General features: G+C 37.2%; 22 protein-coding genes. 10 read left to right on the top strand and 12 right to left on the bottom strand.

Going from position 1 to position 20,782, the window contains the following annotated elements:
- Window positions 1-7 precede the first annotated feature (7 nt).
- Window positions 8-637: a leucyl/phenylalanyl-tRNA--protein transferase gene (gene aat, locus FJ651_RS03715; protein ID WP_140989070.1), complete on the top strand. Its 630-nt coding sequence runs from the start codon at window positions 8-10 to the stop codon at window positions 635-637.
- Here the strand turns inward: aat and FJ651_RS03710 are convergent.
- A complete protein-coding gene (locus FJ651_RS03710; protein ID WP_140989069.1) occupies window positions 634-1,197 on the bottom strand; it encodes a DNA-3-methyladenine glycosylase I in 564 nt (187 codons plus the stop codon). The genes aat and FJ651_RS03710 overlap by 4 nt on opposite strands.
- A 128-nt stretch (window positions 1,198-1,325) precedes the next feature.
- On the opposite strand from FJ651_RS03710, the gene FJ651_RS03705 reads away from it, so the two are divergent.
- Window positions 1,326-1,946, top strand: a complete 621-nt coding sequence (locus FJ651_RS03705; protein ID WP_140989068.1) for a thioredoxin family protein — start codon at window positions 1,326-1,328, stop codon at window positions 1,944-1,946.
- Here FJ651_RS03705 and FJ651_RS03700 read toward each other — a convergent pair.
- The 6 genes from FJ651_RS03700 to FJ651_RS03675 form a co-directional block, all read right to left on the bottom strand.
- A complete protein-coding gene (locus FJ651_RS03700; RefSeq protein WP_140989067.1) occupies window positions 1,943-2,623 on the bottom strand; it encodes a hypothetical protein in 681 nt (226 codons plus the stop codon). The genes FJ651_RS03705 and FJ651_RS03700 overlap by 4 nt on opposite strands.
- A gap of 58 nt (window positions 2,624-2,681) precedes the next feature.
- Window positions 2,682-3,230 carry a hypothetical protein gene (locus FJ651_RS03695; RefSeq protein ID WP_140989066.1) on the bottom strand — a complete coding sequence of 183 codons (549 nt, stop codon included), beginning with the start codon at window positions 3,228-3,230 and terminating at the stop codon, window positions 2,682-2,684.
- Between the two features lie 30 nt (window positions 3,231-3,260).
- Window positions 3,261-3,950, bottom strand: a complete 690-nt coding sequence (gene truB / locus FJ651_RS03690) for a tRNA pseudouridine(55) synthase TruB (protein WP_140989065.1) — start codon at window positions 3,948-3,950, stop codon at window positions 3,261-3,263.
- A 3-nt stretch (window positions 3,951-3,953) separates the two neighbouring features.
- The gene (locus FJ651_RS03685; RefSeq protein ID WP_140989064.1) at window positions 3,954-4,748 is read right to left on the bottom strand and encodes an undecaprenyl-diphosphate phosphatase; all 795 of its coding nucleotides are present in this window, start codon (window positions 4,746-4,748) and stop codon (window positions 3,954-3,956) included.
- A gap of 27 nt (window positions 4,749-4,775) precedes the next feature.
- Entirely contained in the window at window positions 4,776-5,042 is a 267-nt protein-coding gene (locus FJ651_RS03680) for a DUF3098 domain-containing protein (RefSeq protein ID WP_140989063.1), read from the bottom strand.
- A 66-nt stretch (window positions 5,043-5,108) separates the two neighbouring features.
- On the bottom strand, window positions 5,109-5,987 hold the full coding sequence (locus FJ651_RS03675) for a cell division protein FtsX (RefSeq protein ID WP_140989062.1): 879 nt from the start codon (window positions 5,985-5,987) through the stop codon (window positions 5,109-5,111).
- A gap of 205 nt (window positions 5,988-6,192) precedes the next feature.
- On the opposite strand from FJ651_RS03675, the gene FJ651_RS03670 reads away from it, so the two are divergent.
- From FJ651_RS03670 to FJ651_RS03660, 3 genes are all read left to right on the top strand, one after another.
- Window positions 6,193-9,198 (top strand): leucine--tRNA ligase, encoded by a 3,006-nt coding sequence (locus FJ651_RS03670; protein WP_140989061.1) that lies wholly within the window; start codon window positions 6,193-6,195, stop codon window positions 9,196-9,198.
- A gap of 201 nt (window positions 9,199-9,399) precedes the next feature.
- Window positions 9,400-10,494, top strand: coding sequence for an alanine dehydrogenase (ald, locus tag FJ651_RS03665; RefSeq protein WP_140989060.1), 1,095 nt, complete (start codon window positions 9,400-9,402; stop codon window positions 10,492-10,494).
- Between the two features lie 127 nt (window positions 10,495-10,621).
- Window positions 10,622-11,308: a zinc metallopeptidase gene (locus tag FJ651_RS03660; RefSeq protein WP_140989059.1), complete on the top strand. Its 687-nt coding sequence runs from the start codon at window positions 10,622-10,624 to the stop codon at window positions 11,306-11,308.
- A gap of 51 nt (window positions 11,309-11,359) precedes the next feature.
- On the opposite strand, the gene FJ651_RS03655 is transcribed toward FJ651_RS03660, so the two are convergent.
- Both FJ651_RS03655 and FJ651_RS03650 read right to left on the bottom strand, forming a co-directional pair.
- The gene (locus tag FJ651_RS03655) at window positions 11,360-11,830 is read right to left on the bottom strand and encodes an Lrp/AsnC family transcriptional regulator (protein ID WP_140989058.1); all 471 of its coding nucleotides are present in this window, start codon (window positions 11,828-11,830) and stop codon (window positions 11,360-11,362) included.
- A gap of 189 nt (window positions 11,831-12,019) precedes the next feature.
- Window positions 12,020-13,402 carry a saccharopine dehydrogenase family protein gene (locus FJ651_RS03650; protein WP_262710585.1) on the bottom strand — a complete coding sequence of 461 codons (1,383 nt, stop codon included), beginning with the start codon at window positions 13,400-13,402 and terminating at the stop codon, window positions 12,020-12,022.
- Between the two features lie 61 nt (window positions 13,403-13,463).
- Between FJ651_RS03650 and FJ651_RS03645 the strand changes: the two genes are divergently transcribed.
- Window positions 13,464-13,853: a DUF423 domain-containing protein gene (locus tag FJ651_RS03645; protein ID WP_140989056.1), complete on the top strand. Its 390-nt coding sequence runs from the start codon at window positions 13,464-13,466 to the stop codon at window positions 13,851-13,853.
- A gap of 67 nt (window positions 13,854-13,920) precedes the next feature.
- Window positions 13,921-15,534 carry a phosphoenolpyruvate carboxykinase (ATP) gene (pckA, locus tag FJ651_RS03640; RefSeq protein ID WP_140989055.1) on the top strand — a complete coding sequence of 538 codons (1,614 nt, stop codon included), beginning with the start codon at window positions 13,921-13,923 and terminating at the stop codon, window positions 15,532-15,534.
- 68 nt (window positions 15,535-15,602) lie between these two features.
- On the opposite strand, the gene FJ651_RS03635 is transcribed toward pckA, so the two are convergent.
- Entirely contained in the window at window positions 15,603-16,352 is a 750-nt protein-coding gene (locus FJ651_RS03635) for a uroporphyrinogen-III synthase (RefSeq protein ID WP_140989054.1), read from the bottom strand.
- A 15-nt stretch (window positions 16,353-16,367) separates the two neighbouring features.
- Window positions 16,368-17,021: a DUF4271 domain-containing protein gene (locus FJ651_RS03630; RefSeq protein WP_140989053.1), complete on the bottom strand. Its 654-nt coding sequence runs from the start codon at window positions 17,019-17,021 to the stop codon at window positions 16,368-16,370.
- Between the two features lie 113 nt (window positions 17,022-17,134).
- On the opposite strand from FJ651_RS03630, the gene FJ651_RS03625 reads away from it, so the two are divergent.
- Genes FJ651_RS03625 through FJ651_RS03615 form a run of 3 tightly spaced genes read left to right on the top strand, consistent with a single transcriptional unit; the run spans window position 17,135 to window position 19,681 of the window.
- On the top strand, window positions 17,135-17,857 hold the full coding sequence (locus FJ651_RS03625; RefSeq protein WP_140989052.1) for a polyprenol monophosphomannose synthase: 723 nt from the start codon (window positions 17,135-17,137) through the stop codon (window positions 17,855-17,857).
- Between the two features lie 4 nt (window positions 17,858-17,861).
- Complete coding sequence (locus FJ651_RS03620) at window positions 17,862-19,208, top strand: dihydroorotase (RefSeq protein ID WP_140989051.1); 1,347 nt, start codon at window positions 17,862-17,864, stop codon at window positions 19,206-19,208.
- Window positions 19,205-19,681, top strand: coding sequence for a DUF4296 domain-containing protein (locus FJ651_RS03615; RefSeq protein ID WP_140989050.1), 477 nt, complete (start codon window positions 19,205-19,207; stop codon window positions 19,679-19,681). Before FJ651_RS03620 ends, FJ651_RS03615 begins: the two co-directional genes overlap by 4 nt.
- Here FJ651_RS03615 and FJ651_RS03610 read toward each other — a convergent pair.
- On the bottom strand, window positions 19,665-20,696 hold the full coding sequence (locus tag FJ651_RS03610; protein ID WP_140989049.1) for an NAD-dependent epimerase/dehydratase family protein: 1,032 nt from the start codon (window positions 20,694-20,696) through the stop codon (window positions 19,665-19,667). The genes FJ651_RS03615 and FJ651_RS03610 overlap by 17 nt on opposite strands.
- Between the last annotated feature and the right edge of the window lie 86 nt (window positions 20,697-20,782).

Raw genomic sequence — 20,782 nt, 5'->3', positions numbered from 1 at the left:
TTTAATTATGAAGTTTTTAGGAAAACCCATACAATTTCCCGCTCATCACGAAGCCACAAGAGATGGTTTATTGGCCATTGGTGGCGATCTATCCCTTGAGCGACTTATTCATGCTTATGCCACAGGTATTTTTCCGTGGTTTAATGACGAAGACCCCATTTTATGGTGGTCGCCAGACCCGCGATTTGTGTTATTTCCCAAGGATTTGAAAGTGAGTAAAAGCATGAAGCAATTTATGCGAAAAACCACTTATCAAATCACCGAAAACAAAGCTTTTGAGCAGGTTATTGAGCATTGCTCCGTCATTAAAAGAGATGGTCAGCGAGGCACCTGGATTGGAAAAAGTATGATCGATGCCTACATTAATTTACATCGCGCCGGATTTGCCAAATCGGTTGAGGTTTGGGATCAAAACGAGCTGGTTGGTGGTTTGTACGGTGTTGATTTGGGTAACAAGGTGTTTTGTGGCGAAAGTATGTTTAGCCTAAAAAGCAACAGTAGTAAAATGGCTTTTATTTGGTTGGCTCAAAGTAACAAATACCGGTTAATAGATTGCCAGTTACACACCAAGCATTTGGAGAGTTTAGGGGCAAAACATATTAGCAGGCAAGAGTTTTTAAAGTATTTGTTGCATTAAACTTCTTGATATCTAAAGCAATCTATCTCATGGTCGTTGACCATACCAGTAGCTTGCATATGGGCGTATACCACTGTGGAGCCCACAAATTTAAAGCCCCGTTTTTTTAAATCTTTACTAATAGTATCACTTAATGCAGTTGTAGGCGGTGCAGTTTTATGGTTTTCAACCGTGTTTTTAATAGGCTGTCCGTCCACAAATTTCCAGATATAGTTACTAAAACTACCAAATTCATTTTGAACTTTTATAAACGCTTGGGCATTGGTCACCGCCGAGGCTATTTTTAGTTTGTTTCTTATAATTCCGGGGTTTTGCATTAATAATTCTAACTTAGGTTGTTTGTACAGAGCAATTTTTTCGTAATTAAAATCGTCGAAAGCTTGTCGGAAATTTTCTCGTTTTTTTAAGATGGTAATCCAGCTCAATCCGGCCTGAAAAGTTTCTAATAATAAAAACTCAAATAGCGTTTGGTCGTCGTAAACCGGCACGCCCCATTCGGTGTCGTGATAGTGTTCGTAAAGCGCGTTGCCCACGCACCATCCACAGCGTTTTTTGGTCATGATAATAGCATTTAACTTCAACTAAAAGATAAAAGTATGTAAGGAATCAAAAAAAATGATACTAATGTGACTAAAGTCACTAATATTTCACAACAAAGCAAATAAATTTGCATTCAAAATTTGAAAATATGGATGTAGTAGTCGCATATAGTTTAGATCATATTATTAAAGCCAGTTTAAAAACAGCCTTGACCTATAAGGAATATTCAGAACTCATTAGCGATTTGGTGGCTATTGAAGCCAGCAGTGGCGTAGATGCCTCACCGGCTTTGGTTGAATATACCAAACTCAATCAAAAACGCATGGCACGATGGGATAAAACCATCACCATTTCTGATGGGGTTAAAAGCAGAATTCAAAGCTTTGATAAACATGTCACCTGGTTGGTACTCACCGAAACCTGGTGTGGCGATGCGGCGCATGTTATTCCAATTATTAATAAAGTGGCAGAGCTTAATCCCAATATCAGTTTAAAATTGGTTTTTAGAGATGAACACCCTGAATTGATGGACAGGTTTTTAACCAATGGCGGTAAGTCAATTCCCAAGTTAATTATGATCGATAATGACACCAACGAAGTGGTAAACACATTTGGACCAAGGCCATCTGAAGCCACAGCAATGGTAGAAGATTTTAAATCAACCCATGGCAGCCTAACCGACGAATTTAAAGGCCAACTTCAGGCCTGGTACAATAAAAATAAAGGTCAAAATATTATTGAGGATTTACTTGTAATGCTTGGGGTTTAGTTTTTCCCTTGAAAAGAATACGTTATTGAACCAATTTGAGACGCTTTATTGGCAGCACTAAATTTGGTGTTGGCTGCATACTCTAATGCGTGGTCTATTAGACATTGATTTTTTGAAGTAGACGTACTGTTTATGTAAGTATCAGTAACCATACCTTGGGCATTTACAGTGATATTAACTACTATAATACCGCTGTCTTCGCACAAATACCGCGGTGTTTTATAACTTAAAATCTGCCTGTCCTTTAATGAATAAGTCATACTGCTGTTGGCATTGACTTGTTTTTTGCTGTTGGTTTTTAGGTTTTTGACTACCTCGCTTAATGCGGCAAATTGTTGTTTGTCGTTGTCTGATAGTTTGGCTATTTCAGGAGATTCGATAAGGGTTTCTTCGAAATTTTGATTGTCGTTGAGATCTTCTAATTCTTTTTCGGTTTCCGGAGTTTCGGTGTTGACGGTTTTAAAGTTTTGCATGATATCTTTAAAATCCTGGTCTTCGTTAAAGGCGCTGTTGGTAGAAGGAAGCGTAGTGCTTAATTTAGGTAAGGATTGTTCTTCCTCTTCGGTTAATGCATTAAAATCGAATACAGTTTCGGCTAAGGGTTCTTCCTTTAATTTTATTTCAAATAAAAACAAAGTCAATACTATGTTTGCTGTACAGAAAACAGTAATTAACATTGCCAGATGTTTATTTGAAACTTGCATACACTATATACGTTTGCAACGGAAAAATAGTTTAAAACAACATGAATTCCAAAAAAATAGATACACTGCTGAGTTTTTCGGTTTGTCTGAAACCAAATCGCTTACGCGTAAAATCTAATCCGAAGTGCCATGAATTCTTAAAATTAGCATCGAACAATTGATAACCGGCGCCAACCCGATAAAAAGTACCGGTTTCAAAATCTTTACTGATACCAACCAAACGACCGTAACTACCGCGGAGAAAAAAATTATCGTCGAATTGCAAAACGTTGTACTGAAAGCTTAAATGGATTGGCAAAAAATGCAATCTGTTGTTGCCGTGGTAATTGTATTCAACGTTAAGACCTAACATTGAGCGTGTATCAAACTGATAGCCAATTGTATTGTTAACAAAAATAGAATTGGGAACGAAAAAAGTACCACTATCTTCATCAAAAATCTCGTAGTTTTCATTCACCGAAATGGTGGTAGCTAACGAAGCTTTATAAAAGATCCCCGAAGTTTTTTCGGTTTCCTGACTATGTAATTTTGATTGAATAACAATTGAAATAATTGCAACATAAATTATTGGCTTCGGCATAATTAGTCATTTGTGTTTCCATAACAAAAATTATTCCAAGCCTGCTAAAAAGCCCTCAAGAGTATGGGCATTTTCAATTTTAAAATTACCAATTCTGGTGCGTCTTAATGAAGATAAATGCGCTCCGCAATTAAGTGCCTTGCCAAAATCGTTGGCTAAAGATCTAATGTAGGTGCCTTTGCTACAAACCACTCTAAAATGCACTGTAAGCGACTCTATTTTGGTGATTTCGAATTCTGAAATAGATACCTGTCGCGGTTTTAATTCTACAGTCTCTCCGGCGCGGGCAAATTCGTACAGTCTTTTACCGTCTTTCTTAACAGCCGAAAATACCGGTGGCAATTGTGTGATATCTCCAATAAATTGCAGAGTGGCGTTTTTAATCATATCAGAAGTGAGATGCGAGGTATCAAAAGTTTGATCAATTTCGGTTTCTAAATCAAACGACGGCGTGGTGCTACCTAACTCAAATGTTCCGGTATATTCCTTTTCTTGGGCTTGATACTGGTCTATTTGTTTGGTTTGCTTTCCGGTACAAATAATAAGTAAGCCGGTAGCCAAGGGGTCTAAGGTGCCGGCATGACCTACTTTTATCTTTTTAATTTTAAATTTTTGTTTGATTTCCCAACGTACTTTATTAACCAACTGAAAAGACGTCCAGTGCAATGGTTTGTCTAGCAGTAATACGCGTCCGTTTATAAATGCTTCTGCTTCATTCATAGATTAAAAAAATAAGGCAAAACCTATGGCGATTAATCCAACAATACTGCAATAAACAGCAAAGTAGGTTAGTTTGCTTTGTCTAACAAGTTTAATCATCCATTTACAAGCAAACCAACCCGCAACAAAGGCTGCCAAAAATCCGGCACTTAGCGGCACAAATGTTGAACTTTCGTAGGTAAGGTCACCACTTAAAATATCTTTTGCTATTTTTCCAAAAATAAGCGGTACAACCATTAAAAACGAAAATCTGGCCGCTTTGGTTTTATCATTTCCTAACAAAACCGATGTTGAAATGGTGGCGCCACTGCGCGATACACCGGGCAAAATAGCGAATGCTTGCGAGAGTCCTATTACAAAAGCGTTACTAAAACTCACCTTTTTTTCAGTGTTTTTGGCACGGTCTGCCAATAAAAGCAATACAGCAGTTATAAGTAGCATGCATCCAACCAGTAAAATATTGCCATCAAAGAGTTTCTCTAATTGTTTTTCGAATAGCAGACCAATAATTACGGCAGGAATCATTGAAATTACAATTTTTGAAAGAAACTGCATATCCTCATTCCATTCAAATTTTAAAATACCTTTTATGATATCCAGAATATCTTTTCTAAATACCACCATGGTACTAAGGGCAGTTGCAAAGTGAACGACTACGGTGAATAACAAACTTTCCTCAGGCACCGAATTATCGCCTAAAATAGCCTTACCCAATTCTAAATGTCCGCTGGATGATACCGGAAGAAATTCAGTTAAACCCTGAACGATACCTAAAATAATAGCGTCTAATAATTCCATGAACAAGCCTGATAAATTATCAGATGATTATTTTTGAGATTGGTCTTTATCTGGGTTCAGTAAAATGGCATAAACCTGTAGGCCAAGACCAATTAAAACCAAAGTTGGCGCCAGTCTAATGCGTCTCCAGCTAAAAATGGCTTCATTAAAAACATTGGGATCTTTACTGCCGCCGCCGGCCATTAATATAAAGCCTAAAGCTATAAAGCCGAGACCAATAAACATCCATTTAAAGTTTTTTTTACCAAAAATCATGTTGTTTTTATTGGCTTCTTTTCGTTTTTTTTCTCCCATGATATAATTTGAAATGATTGAAAATTACTAAGTAAACTTCAGTTTGGCAAAGTAACAGTTTTTAAACTAGTAATACAATTGGTCTGTTTTTAAATTTAAAAAGCGCTGGGTGGCTATAAAAGTACTTAACCAGGTAATAACTATACCAATTATAAAGATACCTGCAAATAAACCGACGATTAACAAAGGTTCTTTTACCAATTGCAATTCAGGAAAGGTTTGGTTGAGGTAATAAAGTACCACGCCCATAGCTGCTAAAGCTATAATAGCACCAATCACTCCCAGTTGAACACTTTTATAAACAAAGGGCTTTCTAATAAACGATTTAGTAGCGCCTACCATTTGCATGGTTTTAATAATAAAACGCTTTGAATATACGGCCAGTCTTATGGAACTATTAATTAACAAGACCGCGATAAGTGTAAATAAAGCGCTAATCACCAATACCCAAAAGGTTATTTTTTTAACATTGTTATTCATTAAGAACACAAGGTCTTTGTCGTAGCGTAAATCGGCTATAAAATCTTTTTCAGATAATTCTTCGGTGATATCGTCTATAATATCGTTGGTTACAAAATCGGCTTTTAGATGCACGTCAATGGAATTTTGTAACGGATTGTAACCTAAATACTCCATAAAATCTTCACCGTTTTCTTCTTTCATGATTTCGGCGGCGTCTTCTTTTGAGACGTATTCAATGTTTTTAGTGTAATCGGCCAGCAACAAACGTTTTTTTAGTTGATCTACTTCAACTTCTTTTGCGCTGTCATTCAAATAAATAGTTAAAACAACCTGTTCTTTAAAATGGTCGGCTACTTTCTTGGCGTTAAAAACAAACAAACCCAAACAACCCAGTAAAAACAACACCAAGGCAATACTTATTACAACCGATATATAGGATGAAACTAATTTTCGTTTTTGAAATTTATCAAATGAAGATGCCATAAAAGAGTTTTGTGCGTGTAAAAATAAAAAACAAATTGCTTTACCTGTCTATAACGGCCTTTAAACTTTTAATAGTGTTATATTAAACTTAAATTTGCGCCTTAAATTGTACAGAGCGATGAAATGCCAATTGATGAAGTTAATATCTAATTTATTAAGTTTTATTGGCATTGCATGTGACTTATAAAAAAATAAATATAAACACATGAAATATCATTTCAACGAGATTGAAAAAAAGTGGCAAAAATACTGGGCAGACAACCAAACTTTTAAAGCCGAAAATAATTCCGACAAACCAAAATATTATGTGTTAGATATGTTTCCGTATCCAAGTGGTGCAGGATTACACGTTGGTCATCCGTTGGGTTATATCGCATCAGATATTTACGCGCGCTATAAACGCCATAAAGGTTTTAATGTGTTGCACCCTCAAGGTTACGATAGCTTTGGTTTGCCGGCCGAGCAGTATGCCATTCAAACCGGACAGCATCCGGCATTAACAACCGAGGAGAACATTAAAACCTATCGCCGCCAGCTCGATCAAATTGGTTTTTCGTTTGACTGGAGCAGAGAAGTTCGCACTTCAAATCCGGAATATTACAAATGGACACAGTGGATTTTTATAGAGTTGTTTAACTCTTGGTATAATATTAATTTAGATAAAGCTGAGCACATTGATACTTTAATTGAAAAATTTACTTCGGAAGGAAATACAAATGTGAATGCTGCCTGCGATGATGATATTGATATTTTTTCGGCAGAAGATTGGAATGGTTTATCTTCAGAACAACAACAAGCCATCCTACTAAAATACCGTTTAACTTATTTGGCCGAAACCGAAGTTAACTGGTGCCCGGCCTTAGGAACTGTTCTTGCCAATGATGAAATAGTGAATGGTGTTTCAGAACGCGGCGGACATCCTGTAGTCAGGAAAAAAATGACCCAGTGGAGCATGCGTATTTCTGCCTACGCTGAAAGATTGCTACAAGGTCTCAACGACATTGACTGGACTGATGCGTTAAAAGAAAGTCAGCGCAACTGGATTGGGAAATCGGTCGGAGCTACCGTTTCATTCAACGTCATTGCGAGCGAAGCTAAGCAATCTCCTACTTCAGAAAAACATGTTATTGACGTTTTCACCACCCGACCAGACACCATCTTCGGTGTGTCGTTCATGACATTGGCACCCGAACACGAATTGGTTGAAAAAATAACAACACCTGAGCAAAAAGAAGCCGTTGAAGCCTACATTGAAGCCACTGCCAAACGCAGCGAACGCGATAGAATGGCCGATGTGAAGACTATTTCGGGGGTGTTTACAGGTGCATATGCAGAACATCCGTTTTCAAAGGAACCCATACCTATCTGGATTGGCGATTACGTATTGGCCGGTTATGGTACCGGTGCTGTAATGGCAGTACCTTGTGGTGATGAGCGCGATTATGCTTTTGCCAAGCATTTTAATATTCCTATTCCCAACATTTTTAAAGATGTTGATATTTCGGAACAGGCATTTAGCTCAAAAGACAACGTAGTGATTGATAATAGCGACTTTCTAAACGGTTTAAGTTACAAAGAAGCGACCAAAAAAGCCATTGAAGCTTTAGAAAGCATAGGTCAAGGCAAAGGTAAAACCAACTACCGTTTGCGCGATGCGGTGTTTTCTCGTCAGCGCTATTGGGGCGAACCATTTCCTGTGTATTATGTGAACGGCATGCCGCAGATGATAGATGTAAAACACTTACCGTTAACCTTACCGGAAGTTGAAAAATATTTACCCACCGAAACCGGAGAGCCACCATTGGGTCGTGCCGATGTTTGGGCTTGGGATACCAAAACCAATACGGTTGTAGATAACGCTTTAATAGACCACAAAACCGTATTTCCCTTAGAGTTGAATACCATGCCGGGTTGGGCAGGCAGCTCGTGGTACTTTTTCCGTTATATGGAAGAAAAAGCCAATCGAAACCGAACTTTTGCAACAGAAGACGCATTAAATTACTGGGGAAATGTTGATTTATACATTGGCGGTAGCGAACACGCTACCGGGCATTTGTTGTATGCGCGCTTTTGGACCAAGTTTTTAAAAGACCGAAGATTCGTTAAGGTAGAAGAACCTTTTAAAAAGTTGATTAACCAAGGTATGATTTTGGGTACGAGTGCGTTTATTTCTGTTTTAGGGATTCAGATACTAATAAATGGTAAGGAGAACAAAAATTTTCTTGAAATTGAAGTTCCTACAAAATACCTTATTCCAATTTCAGAAATTGTTGTTGAGGCTCACAACTCAAATAGCAATAATGTAATTAATGATTTTATTGATGAAAAGTTGAATGAAATAAAATCTAAGATTCCAGATGTCAATATTGTCGTGGCATCTCAAATAAATAAATTGCATGTTGATGTGTCATTTGTTAATGCTTCAGACGAATTAGATATTGAAGCTTTTAAAAACTGGAGAGAAGATTTTAAAGAGGCATTCTTTATAACTGAAAAAGACGGGACGTTTAAGGTAAAACGCGAAGTCGAAAAAATGTCCAAATCCAAATACAACGTGGTCAATCCCGACCAGATTTGCGAACAGTACGGTGCCGATAGTTTACGACTTTACGAGATGTTTCTGGGTCCGTTAGAACAATACAAACCATGGAATACCGCCGGAATTAGCGGTGTACACAGCTTCCTTAAAAAACTCTGGAAATTGTATTTTGACGATCAAGATTTAAGAGTAAACAACGCTGAGCCAAACAAAGACAGCTTAAAGACTTTACATAAAACTATTAAAAAGGTTGAGGAAGACATTGAGAATTTCTCTTTCAATACCTCGGTGTCTACTTTTATGATTGCCGTTAACGAATTCACCGCTCAAAAATGCACAAGTAAAGCTGTTTTAGAGCCCTTGTTAGTTTTAATTTCACCTTACGCGCCTCACATTGCCGAAGAATTATGGCAGGCTTTGGGACATCAAGAATCTATCTCTACAGCGCCATTCCCCGAATTTGACGAGCAATATCTGGTTGAAAGCAGTAAGGAGTATCCAATTTCATTTAACGGTAAAACCCGCTTTACCATGGAGTTGCCCTTAGATATGAGTATAGAAGAGATAGAAAAAGCGGTGTTGGCCAATGCAAAAACTCAAGAGCAATTACAAGGCCGAGCACCAAAAAAAGTCATCGTGGTACAAGGGAAGATTGTGAATATTGTTGGATAGATTGCGCTTTACGTATTAATAAATAATTACGCTAACCCCTAAATTTTTAGGGGTTATATTTTTTAAAATGACAATCGAATTATATTAACCCTTAAAATTAACGGGTGTTAGTGGCTTTTAAACATATTTTTTAGCTGATGGACTAATTTTAGTTGAGCGTAAACTTTTTTTACCGACTTTTGATTTCTAATCTATTAAATCATGAAAATAGGAATCCCAAAAGAAATTAAGAACAACGAAAGCAGGGTTGGAATGACGCCTGCCGGTGTTTTTGAGCTAACCAAAAACAAACACACCGTTTATATAGAAACCAATGCCGGATTTGGAAGTGGTTTTTTTGATCAGGACTATAAAGATGCCGGTGCGGTTATTCTCAATACACCAAGTGAGGTTTATGCGGCTGCCAATATGATTGTGAAAGTAAAAGAACCCATTCAGGCTGAGTACAATTTAATTAAACCACATCATGTGGTATTTACCTATTTTCACTTTGCCTCCAGTTCTGAACTCACCAATGCTATGATTAAAACGGGTGCCGTTTGCATAGCTTACGAAACGGTAGAAAGTGAAGATGGCTCCTTGCCGCTATTAACCCCAATGAGTGAAGTTGCGGGCAGAATGGCCATTCAACAAGGCGCTAAATATCTTGAAAAACCCATAAAAGGGCGAGGAGTTTTATTAGGCGGCGTGCCTGGTGTGCCGCCCGGACGTGTCTTGGTTTTAGGTGCCGGTGTTGTAGGTATTCAGGCGGCTAAAATGGCAGCCGGATTGGGTGCACACGTCACCATTATGGATATCAACATGAAACAATTGCGCTATGTTAACGACATTATGCCCAACCATGTGGTAACAGAATTTTCAAGCGAATACAACATTAGAAAACGCATTACCAATCACGATTTAATCGTAGGTGGCGTTTTAATTAAAGGAGCCAAAGCGCCAAAATTAATTACTCGCGATATGCTTAAAGATATGCGTCCGGGAACAGTAATTGTTGACGTGGCAGTAGATCAAGGTGGCTGTGTTGAAACCTCTAAACCAACTACCCACGAACATCCTACATTTATCATCGATGACGTAGTACATTATTGTGTGGCCAACATGCCGGGAGCGGTGCCGTATACATCCACTTTGGCTTTAACCAATGTAACGCTGCCATATGTGATGAAGTTGGCAAATTTAGGATGGGAAAAAGCTTGCGAAAAAGATCAAACCTTGGCAAAAGGTTTAAATATTGTGAATGGTAAGATTGTTTACAAAGAAATTGAAGATGCCTTTAATGTGGTTTTGAATTAGATTGAATGGTTTTGTAGTTTGATAATCAACAATTAAAAAATTTTTACTGCCAAATTTTCTTAACGAGAATTTGGCTTGTTTTTTGATAATTATTGTTAGATTTGAAATATTATAAAAATTTAAAAATATGATAGGATATTATGTTTTAATTGGTGGGATTGCTCTTGTTAGCTGGCTGGTGAGTAGCAAGTTAAAAAGTAAATTTGAGCATTATTCAAAAGTGCAATTGCGCAATGGCATGTCGGGCAAAGAAGTAGCCGAAAAAATGTTGTCTGATAATGGTATTTATGATGTTGAGGTCATTTCAACACCCGGTAGATTAACTGATCATTACAACCCTAAAAATAAAACAGTCAATTTAAGTGAAGCAGTTTATAATCAACGAAACGCTGCGGCCGCTGCCGTTGCCGCACACGAATGTGGTCATGCGGTACAACACGCCCAGGCCTACAGTTGGTTACAAATGCGTTCGCAACTAGTACCGATTGTTAGCGTTTCGTCAGGAATGTCTCAGTGGTTGGTAATTGGTGGTTTGGTATTGGGAGCCGCTAATAGTTTAGGGTTTTATGTGGCTGTTCTAGGTTTGGTGTTAATGGCATTAGCAACCGCTTTTAGTTTTGTAACCTTACCGGTTGAATACGATGCAAGTAACAGGGCATTAGCCTGGTTAAAAGCCAAAAATATTGTAACGCCTGAAGAATATAAAGGCTCTGAAGACGCTTTAAAATGGGCAGCCAGAACTTATCTGGTAGCGGCTATTGGCGCTTTAGCCTCTTTATTGTATTGGGCTTTGCAAGTATTGGGGAGAAGATAATTTTTTAAACCTAATAAAATTTAAACAGCACTTTTTATGGGTGCTGTTTTTTTATATCTGAATTTGTCGGTTGATTTGTTGATCTAATGAGATAAAGGTTTCGGTGCGGGAAACACCCGAAATAGATTGAATATCTTTATTAAGCACCTCCATTAAATGGGCATTATCTTTACAAAGCAATTTTAAAAAAATACTCCAATGGCCGGTTGTGTAGTGGCATTCGAGCACTTCGGGAATTTTCTCCAGTTGTTTAACAGCCTGGGGATTGTTCATGGCTTTGTCTAAATAAACGCCTACATAAGCCATGGTGGTGTAGCCTAAAACTTTTGGATTGATAATAAATTTTGAACCTACCAACAAACCCGACTTTTCAAGTTTTCGCAAACGTTGATGAATTGCTGCTCCCGAAATACCGACCATTCGTGCAATTTCTAAGACAGATGTTCGAGCATCTTGCATTAAGGCGCGTAATATTTTTTTATCGATACCGTCTATGACGATGTTTTGGTCTTTAATTTTCATAGATACCTTATGTTAACGAATGTGTCGTTGCGTTAGGGATTGCAGCAATTGTTTGAGCTCCCCCCAAGTATGCTTGGGGGAGCGAGTGCGGAAAGCCCGTAAACGCCCAAAAAACAAAAATCATTTAATTAAAACTAAATGTTTGTAATTTGAAAGTTCTAAAATACTTAAAGTTTTAATACTTTTTGTTTAATTATTTAACGGATTGTAACCTAAATAGGGCAAATCTTTTTCGGTAAATTGGATGTCGTGGTTTTTGAGTTCAGACAGGATAGGGGTGTACACTTCTCTGGCTATTGGCATTTGAACACCGGGTGTAGTGATTTTTTCATTTAAAATAGCCAGTGTAGCAATGGCCACGGGTAAACCAACGGTTTTGGCCATGGCCGTGTAAGTTTGATTTTCGCCAATAACTACCATGCTGGCATCTATTTGATGTTTTTTGCCGTCTTTCTCGTAACCAAATTTATGGTACATCACAATCATATCTTTGTCGATTGGACTCAAAGTCCAGCTGTCCATCAATATTTTTTGAAGAATCTGCGCCGGCGTTGCGCGTTTCAGATGAACCATTTTAGTGCTGCTGAAAATATCTAATTCCTCCAGTTTATCCCAGATAATATCATCTTGGTCAATTTTTAAATTATGACGGAATTTCAGCTCAACCGAATCGGTATGGCTATAAGGTAAAAAGGCGTTGACAAAATCGCGGTAGCTCATATTTTCGCTGTCTTCAATAATGTAACTATCATCGGTCATGCCCAATAAAACAAATAAATTCCAGGCTTTGCTAAAGCCTACGCGTCTCATGGTACCTCTGTAGAGTGTTTTTATATTATCTAACCCATAGGCGCTTTGGTATTTAAGCGAATCGCGATTGGCATACACTTCAAAACGACCATAATTTTCAATTTCCAAAAATTCTGTCCGTCTAAACAGTCGGTGATATGGAATGTATTTAAACTTGCCTTCCTGTAGAAATTTTGCCGCGCCACCTTGTCCGGCAAGCACCACATTTCTTGGGTTCCAGGTAAATTTATAGTTCCACAGATTGTTATCGCTTTCAGGAGCTACCAAACCACCGGTAAACGACTCAAAAAGTATCATTTTACCACCATTGTCTCTTATGCGGTCAATTACTTGCATGGCGCTCATATGGTCTATTCCCGGATCCACACCAATTTCGTTCATAAACACCAAATTGTTATCAACTGCCTCATCGTGCAAATCTTTCATGGCATCGCTAATGTAAGATGCCGTTACCATGTGTTTTTTTAATCTCACACAATCTTTTGCTACCTCAATATGCATATGCGCCGGGAGCATTGAGATAACAATATCTGCCATTTCAATAGCTAAAGCTCTATCTTCGGCATTAAAAACATCCAGTTTTTTTACAGAAGCGTTCGGGTGATTATGAATGAGTTTGGAAGCTTGTTCAGGATTAATATCTCCAATAATAATCTGGAGTTGCTCGTTTTGTGAATGGTCTAATAAATATTTAATAAGGTAAGACGAAGATTTACCTGCGCCGATGATTAATATGTGTCTCATAAAAAAGTTAGGTTGTATCTTTGTTGGCACGAATGTATTAAAATCTGTTTAACTGGCTAAGGCCATCTACATTTTTATTATGAACAAAACCATATTAATTACAGCAGCAGTTTTAGGTGTTACCAGTGTCATATTAGGAGCATTTGCCGCTCACGGTTTAAAGAAATTAGTAACTCCCGATGCTATTGCCAGTTTTGAAACCGGTGTAAAATATCAGATGTATCATGCATTGTTTTTGTTGTTTGTTGGAACTTCAACTTACATTAGTAGCGGTTATAAAAATGCTATTTTTTATTTGGTTTTGGTTGGAGTTATATTTTTTTCAGGTTCTATTTATCTGTTAGCCACTAATGTTTTAACGTCATTCGATTTTAAGAAAATTGCTTTTATAACGCCTGTTGGCGGACTTTTACTCATTATATCTTGGGTAGTTTTACTGGTTAATTTCGTTAAATTTCAGCCAGATTAGTTGTTAAAAATTTTAGGGCTCCTAAAAAATATGTTTAGCTTTGCAGTCTAAAACAAAACAACTTTTTATGGGAGCATACACGCCAGCTACGAAAACGATTTCGTTAAATGATCTAGGTATTAAAAATGCCAACATCAGATATCAATCATCGCCTGACGAACTTCATGACATTACTATTGAAAAGGGGCAAGGTACTGAGGCCTCATCCGGAGCACTTGCCGTAAATACGGGAGAATTTACAGGAAGATCTCCCAAAGACCGATTTATTGTTAAAGACAACATTACCAAAGATCGTGTTTGGTGGAGTAACATCAACGTGCCTTTTGAACCCGATGCCTTTGATAAACTTTATAATAAAGTGGTTGATTATTTATCGGGCAAAGAAATTTTTGTGAGAGATTGCTATGCCTGTGCCGATCACGATTATAATTTAAACATTAGAGTTGTAAACGAATATCCCTGGAGTAACCTATTTGTTTACAATATGTTTTTAAGACCAAATGAAGAAGAATTGGCGAATTTTTCACCGGAATGGACGGTCATCAATGCCCCGGGATTTCATGCCAATCCTGAAGTTGACGGTACCAGACAACACAACTTTGCAATCTTAAACTTTACCAGAAAAATTGCCCTCGTAGGCGGTACAGGTTATACAGGCGAAATTAAAAAAGGTATTTTTTCGGCTTTGAATTTTATTTTACCTGTATTTAAAAACACGCTGCCTATGCATTGCAGTGCCAATGTTGGCGAAGATGGAGATACTGCTATATTTTTCGGACTTTCGGGCACCGGAAAAACAACATTATCGGCCGATCCCAACCGAAGATTAATAGGCGACGATGAGCACGGTTGGACCAACGAAAATACGGTTTTTAATTTTGAAGGCGGCTGCTATGCCAAGGCCATTAACCTGAGCAGAGAAAGTGAGCCAGAAATTTTTGACGCTATCAAACGCGGCGCTATTTTAGAAAACGTGATAATGGACGATAAAGGTGAAGTAGATTTTACCGATACAACCATTACACAAAATACCCGGGTGAGCTACCCTGTTTATCATATTGAAAACATTCAGGTACCATCAATAGGTTATAACCCGAAAAATATTTTCTTTTTAACGGCCGATGCTTTTGGTGTGTTGCCTCCAATTTCTAAACTAACACCAGGCCAGGCGGCGTATCATTTTATAAGTGGTTATACAGCAAAAGTTGCCGGTACTGAAGAAGGTGTAAATGAACCACAACCTAGTTTTTCAGCCTGTTTTGGAGCGCCTTTTATGCCGTTACATCCAACTGTTTATGCCGAAATGCTTAGCAAAAAAATGCAGGAAGCCGGTGTGAATGTTTGGTTGGTAAATACCGGCTGGACCGGCGGTCCTTATGGAGTTGGGCACAGAATGCAATTGAAATATACCCGCGCCATGATTACGGCCGCCATGAACGGAAGTCTCGAAGCTGCCAATAAGGATAACTATCATATACATTCAGTGTTTGGTGTGCAACAACCGCGTGTTTGTCCAAATGTACCAACCGAAGTATTGAGCCCGAGAAAAACATGGAATAACGATGAGGCTTATTACAAAACGGCCTATAAATTGGCAACATCGTTTGCTGATAATTTTGAGAAATTTAAAGACAATGCCAGCGAAGCCATATTAAGCGCGGCGCCAAAAACAGCAAAGTAAGAAATCAAATACTTTTAAATAAAAAATGCGACCTGGATTTGGTCGCATTTTTTATTTTTAAGATAGAGTTATTTTGTTTTATTAACCTGTTCAATATATTTTTCAAGAGCCATGGTCATTGAAGGTGTTTCGGGAGTTGGCGCTTTGATGTCAACTCTAAGGCCTTTTTCTTCAACTGCCTTGATAGTAGTGTTACCAAAAACTGCTATTCTGGTTTCTTTTTGTTCAAAATTTGGGAAATTGTGGAATAAAGACTCTATTCCCGAAGGACTAAAGAACACCAAAATATCGTAATACACATCGGCCAAATCTGATAAATCACTAATAACAGTTTTATAAAATGTAGCTTGTTTGTAAGAAATACCTAACTTATTTAAAGTATCAGGAACGTCTGGTTTTACTTTATCGGTGGTTGGTAATAAAAACTTTTCGTCTTTGTATTTTTTTATCATCGGCGATAAGTCTTCAAAATTTCTTTTACCCACATAGATTTTTCGTTTTCTGTAAACCACGTATTTTTGAAGGTAAAAAGCTACGGCCTCAGACTGACAAAAATATTTCAAATTATCAGGTACTTTGTAACGCATTTCATCGGCAACTCTAAAAAAATGATCAACAGAATTACGACTGGTTAGTATGATAGCCGTGTAATTATTGAGATCAACTTTTTGCTGACGAATGTCTTTTGCGGCAACCCCTTCAACATGAATAAAGGGTCTGAAATCTATTTTTACTTTTTGTTTTTCCTGTAAATCAAAATAAGGCGAATTCTCGATTTTAGGCTCTGGTTGCGATACTAAAATTGTTTTTACCTTCATAAGAAGTGCTTCTATTTATAGTTCATAACTTTTAATCAGATGGTATAAGATGATATACGGCCCGATTTCAAGTGCGCAAAGATACAAAATAAAATAGAAAAAATTAGAAATCAGTAACTTTTGAAAAGTCTTAAATGAAGTGATGAATCCTGCAATATTAATACCAATAATGGCTATAATTACTATTAAAATCGCAACTTTTGACGGCTCAAAAACATAAATAAAAAATAGATTTAAAGGTATTAAAAGTAGGCCTGTTAGATGCTTATAAGCCGTTTTTTGAAATAAGTAATGATCAATTAACTGGTCTATCTCAAATAAACTCCCAATTAACCTTTCAATAAGTACCTTTATTAAAACAAATGCAGCAATTGCAAATATCAATTTGACTAAAATTACGGGATCTACAATATTTGATTGTGTAAGGGCATTAAAACTTATATAAACAAAAATACCGGTCATTAATATATAGACCGTAAAAAGTAGGCTGTCAAAACTGTCAATAAATTTTTGATCTCGGGTGTATATTTTAAGGTATTTAGAATTGACTAAAACCGGTAAAAAATCTTCAAATCTTCTGGTATACAATAATTTAACTATGGAAACCGCGATTAAAGCAATTACAAGTCCTATTGTAAACCAGTCGTTTGAAACAATTTCTCTAAGCATGAAGCGAATTTAAAAATAATCCTTCTACAATTTATATTTTCAACTGTTATTTCAAACCTTTCATTTAGTATCATATTTATGAAATAGTTTATTTTTGCCTAAAATTGAAGGTTTTGTCTAACGCCATTGTTATCATTCCAACTTATAACGAAATTGAGAACATAGAGGCCATTATTAGGGCTGTTTGTTCTCAACCTGTTGAATTCCACATTTTGGTGGTTGAAGATAATTCACCCGATCTAACGGCCAATCAAGTAAAATTACTTCAAAAAGAGTTTGGTAACAGACTGTTTTTAATGGAGCGCAACAATAAACAAGGACTTGGCACTGCCTACATTGATGGTTTTAAATGGTGTTTAAATAAAAATTACGAGTATATTTTTGAAATGGATGCCGATTTTTCGCATGATCCCAATGATTTGGTTAAGCTCTTCAATGCTTGTTATATTGATGGATTTGATATGTCTATTGGCTCCAGATATATCAAAGGTGTTAATGTGGTTAATTGGCCAATGAGTCGTGTATTGTTATCATATTGCGCTTCCATTTACGTTAGAGTAATTACCGGAATGCCAATACGCGACACCACGGCAGGTTTTGTTTGTTACAAGCGAAAGGTTTTGGAAACCCTAAATTTAGATGGCATTAAATTTGTTGGTTATGCTTTTCAAATTGAAATGAAATTTAAAGCCTATCTTAAAAAATTTAAAATTGTTGAAATTCCGGTAATATTTACAGACAGAACCAAAGGCAAAAGTAAAATGACGGGCTCCATTATTTACGAAGCTGTTTTTGGTGTATTTAAAATGAAGTTGAACAGTTTATTTAAAAAATAAAACAATGCCAGAAGGTATTACACTTATTAAAAACGCAAAAATCATCAACGAAGGTCGTATTACAGAGGGCGACATTCTCATAAAAGGCGCCTACATCGATGAGGTTTCTAGTTCTATCAGTGCCAAATCGGCACAGGTTAAAATTATTGATGCCGAAGGAAATTACGTAATGCCCGGTGCTATAGACGATCAGGTTCATTTTAGAGAACCGGGTTTAACTCATAAAGCCACCATTGAAACCGAGTCGAAGGCTGCGGTTGCGGGAGGTATCACCTCGTTTATCGAGATGCCCAATACCAACCCGCAAACAACCACGGTTGAAAAGCTCAATGAAAAATTTGATATTGCAGCCAATTCCAGTTACGCCAACTACTCCTTTATGTTTGGTGGCACTAATGACAACCTGGATGAAATTTTAAAAGTCAATCCAAAAGAGGTTGCCGGATTAAAAATATTTTTGGGTTCATCAACAGGAAATATGTTGGTGGATGATCCAAAGGTGCTAGAAAAAATATTTTCGTCTACTGATATGGTAATTTCGGTACATTGCGAAGATGAAGCTACTATTAGACGCAATACCGAAGCTTATTTAAAAAAGTATGGCGAAGACATTCCTATGGAAGCGCACCCATTGATTAGAAGTGAAGAAGCATGTTACTTAAGTTCAAGTCAAGCCATAGAACTGGCCAAAAAAACGGGTGCCAGATTACATGTGTTTCACCTTTCTACAGCTAAGGAAATGGAGCTTTTTACCAATAAAATTCCTTTAAAAGACAAGAAAATCACAGCCGAAGTTTGTATACATCACCTGTGGTTTAGCGATGAGGATTATAGAACTAAAGGCAGTTTGATTAAATGGAATCCGGCCGTAAAAACTGCCAAAGATCGCGATGCATTGTGGAAGGCACTTTTAGATGATAGAATTGATGTGATAGCAACAGATCATGCACCGCATACCTTAGAAGAAAAACAGCAAAATTACACCAAAGCACCCAGCGGCGGACCATTGGTACAACATGCAGTAGTAGCTATGTTTGAAGCCTATCATAAAGGTAAAATTAACCTGGAAACCATCGTACAGAAGATGTGTCATAATCCGGCCATTTTATTTCAAGTTGAAAAAAGGGGATTTATACGCGAAGGTTATTTTGCCGATTTGGTAATTGTAAATGCCAATCAGCCGTGGAATGTTAAAAAAGACAATATTTTATATAAGTGCGGTTGGTCGCCTTTTGAAGGGACCACTTTTAAATCGAGAATTTCACACACCTTCGTTAACGGTAAATTGGCTTATCAAAATTTCAAGGTTAATCAGCAACGCTTCGGGCAGTGTTTAACATTTGAAAGATGAATTTAATAAGTAAATATACAGTATTACTTTTCGTTTGTATATGGGTTGTTTTTTCCTGCGGAAAGGAGATTAAGCCCGAAAAACCCAAGAACTTAATACCCGAAAAGGAGTTTACTGAGATTCTGCTCGACATGTTTGTTATTAATTCTGCTAAAGGTGTTAACAAAAAGGTCTTGGAAGAAAACGGTCTCAAACCCGAGGCCTATATTTACGAAAAGTATCAAATAGACAGCCTTCAATTTGTAAAAAGTAATGAATACTATGCTTTCGACTCAAAAAAATACGCTGAAATCCTCAATAATGTGAAACAAAATGTTGAAAATCAAAAGAAGATTTTTGAAAAACAACTGGAAGAAGAAGAGGCCGAAAACAAACGAAGATTAGATTCTATCAGAGCTTTAAACATAAAAATAAGAGATTCGATTAAAGGTAACATTAATAGAGAATTTCAGGAAATTAAAGAAATAGACTAGATTTTTTATCCTCTAAAAATAATACTGACACTTCTTTAATAACGATGTTTACGGCAGTAAATGTGTATTTTAAGGTGTCTCGGATTTTATCACTGCTAAATTTTGAAACACTAACGGCAGACCTAGCCATGTGTTTTGATAACCGTCTTCTTTTGCCGGTAAGTTTAAACTGAAGCCAATCTAAACGCCACGCTATGGCTAACATTAAGGCTGTTGCCTGCTTTGCAGGAGGTTTAACATTGAGTGCAATCGACGTATTGTAAAAAAACGTTTTAAAACTTAAATTTTCTGAAACCAGAATAAATTGTTCATTTTTAATATCGCTTTCCATAAGCAAAAGCATAGGCAACACCACATCCCAGATACCAACAAACCCTGTTGTGCCGTTTGTGTAATATTTTAAGCCTTTGTAAACTTGTTTAAACAGACCGCTACTGCCACCTCCGTGCCAAAATCCGGGTCCTAAAATAACTCCGGGATTAACTATGACGGCATCAAGACCTTCGTTGATGGCTCTCCAAACTTCCATCTCGGCTCCATATTTGGTAATGGCGTAAACACTGTGGTCTAATTCTTTGTTCCATGGCGTCGTTTCATCTACAACATCTCCCGGAATTAATGGCTTTCCTAAAGCTGCAACAGAACTTACATAACACAGTTTTTTAACTTTGAAGTCTAAACACAAGTTCACTACATTCGCGGTTCCTTCGATATTGATTTTCTTTAAAGTCTCAAATTTATCGGGCTCGAAAGATACCATCGCCGCGCAGTGATAAACGTAGTCTATATTTTTAAAGGCAAGCTCCATGGCAGGAATGTCATTTATATCGGCCTTAACCCATTCTATGGCGTTAAATAAATCGTCGGCGTTATTACCGTAATAAGAAAATACGTGTTTGACGTTGTCCAGCTTTTGTTGTCTTCGGTAAATAGCTCTAACCTTATTGCCTTCAACAATAAGCTTATAAAGCAGGTGAGAGCCCACTAATCCTGTTGCACCGGTAACTAAAATCATAATTTAAAGGTAAAGAATTAATCCTGAAAGCCGCATATTAAGCCTGTATTTTTATCTTTGCGCAAATCTATAAAACAGGCATTGCA

It is taken from the genome of Paucihalobacter ruber (assembly GCF_006494535.1).
Lineage (GTDB): Bacteria > Bacteroidota > Bacteroidia > Flavobacteriales > Flavobacteriaceae > Paucihalobacter > Paucihalobacter ruber.
Note: the sequence above shows the minus strand (reverse complement) of the source record. Positions and strands in the feature narration are given on the sequence as shown.

Excerpts from the sequence above, each read along its gene's own strand:
- aat (WP_140989070.1), top strand. The coding sequence starts at position 8 with ATGAAGTTTTTAGGAAAACCCATACAATTTCCCGCTCATCACGAAGCC.
- FJ651_RS03710 (WP_140989069.1), bottom strand. The coding sequence starts at position 1,197 with ATGACCAAAAAACGCTGTGGATGGTGCGTGGGCAACGCGCTTTACGAA.
- FJ651_RS03705 (WP_140989068.1), top strand. The coding sequence starts at position 1,326 with ATGGATGTAGTAGTCGCATATAGTTTAGATCATATTATTAAAGCCAGT.
- FJ651_RS03700 (WP_140989067.1), bottom strand. The coding sequence starts at position 2,623 with ATGTTAATTACTGTTTTCTGTACAGCAAACATAGTATTGACTTTGTTT.
- FJ651_RS03695 (WP_140989066.1), bottom strand. The coding sequence starts at position 3,230 with ATGCCGAAGCCAATAATTTATGTTGCAATTATTTCAATTGTTATTCAA.
- truB (WP_140989065.1), bottom strand. The coding sequence starts at position 3,950 with ATGAATGAAGCAGAAGCATTTATAAACGGACGCGTATTACTGCTAGAC.
- FJ651_RS03685 (WP_140989064.1), bottom strand. The coding sequence starts at position 4,748 with ATGGAATTATTAGACGCTATTATTTTAGGTATCGTTCAGGGTTTAACT.
- FJ651_RS03680 (WP_140989063.1), bottom strand. The coding sequence starts at position 5,042 with ATGGGAGAAAAAAAACGAAAAGAAGCCAATAAAAACAACATGATTTTT.
- FJ651_RS03675 (WP_140989062.1), bottom strand. The coding sequence starts at position 5,987 with ATGGCATCTTCATTTGATAAATTTCAAAAACGAAAATTAGTTTCATCC.
- FJ651_RS03670 (WP_140989061.1), top strand. The coding sequence starts at position 6,193 with ATGAAATATCATTTCAACGAGATTGAAAAAAAGTGGCAAAAATACTGG.
- ald (WP_140989060.1), top strand. The coding sequence starts at position 9,400 with ATGAAAATAGGAATCCCAAAAGAAATTAAGAACAACGAAAGCAGGGTT.
- FJ651_RS03660 (WP_140989059.1), top strand. The coding sequence starts at position 10,622 with ATGATAGGATATTATGTTTTAATTGGTGGGATTGCTCTTGTTAGCTGG.
- FJ651_RS03655 (WP_140989058.1), bottom strand. The coding sequence starts at position 11,830 with ATGAAAATTAAAGACCAAAACATCGTCATAGACGGTATCGATAAAAAA.
- FJ651_RS03645 (WP_140989056.1), top strand. The coding sequence starts at position 13,464 with ATGAACAAAACCATATTAATTACAGCAGCAGTTTTAGGTGTTACCAGT.
- pckA (WP_140989055.1), top strand. The coding sequence starts at position 13,921 with ATGGGAGCATACACGCCAGCTACGAAAACGATTTCGTTAAATGATCTA.
- FJ651_RS03635 (WP_140989054.1), bottom strand. The coding sequence starts at position 16,352 with ATGAAGGTAAAAACAATTTTAGTATCGCAACCAGAGCCTAAAATCGAG.
- FJ651_RS03630 (WP_140989053.1), bottom strand. The coding sequence starts at position 17,021 with ATGCTTAGAGAAATTGTTTCAAACGACTGGTTTACAATAGGACTTGTA.
- FJ651_RS03620 (WP_140989051.1), top strand. The coding sequence starts at position 17,862 with ATGCCAGAAGGTATTACACTTATTAAAAACGCAAAAATCATCAACGAA.
- FJ651_RS03615 (WP_140989050.1), top strand. The coding sequence starts at position 19,205 with ATGAATTTAATAAGTAAATATACAGTATTACTTTTCGTTTGTATATGG.
- FJ651_RS03610 (WP_140989049.1), bottom strand. The coding sequence starts at position 20,696 with ATGATTTTAGTTACCGGTGCAACAGGATTAGTGGGCTCTCACCTGCTT.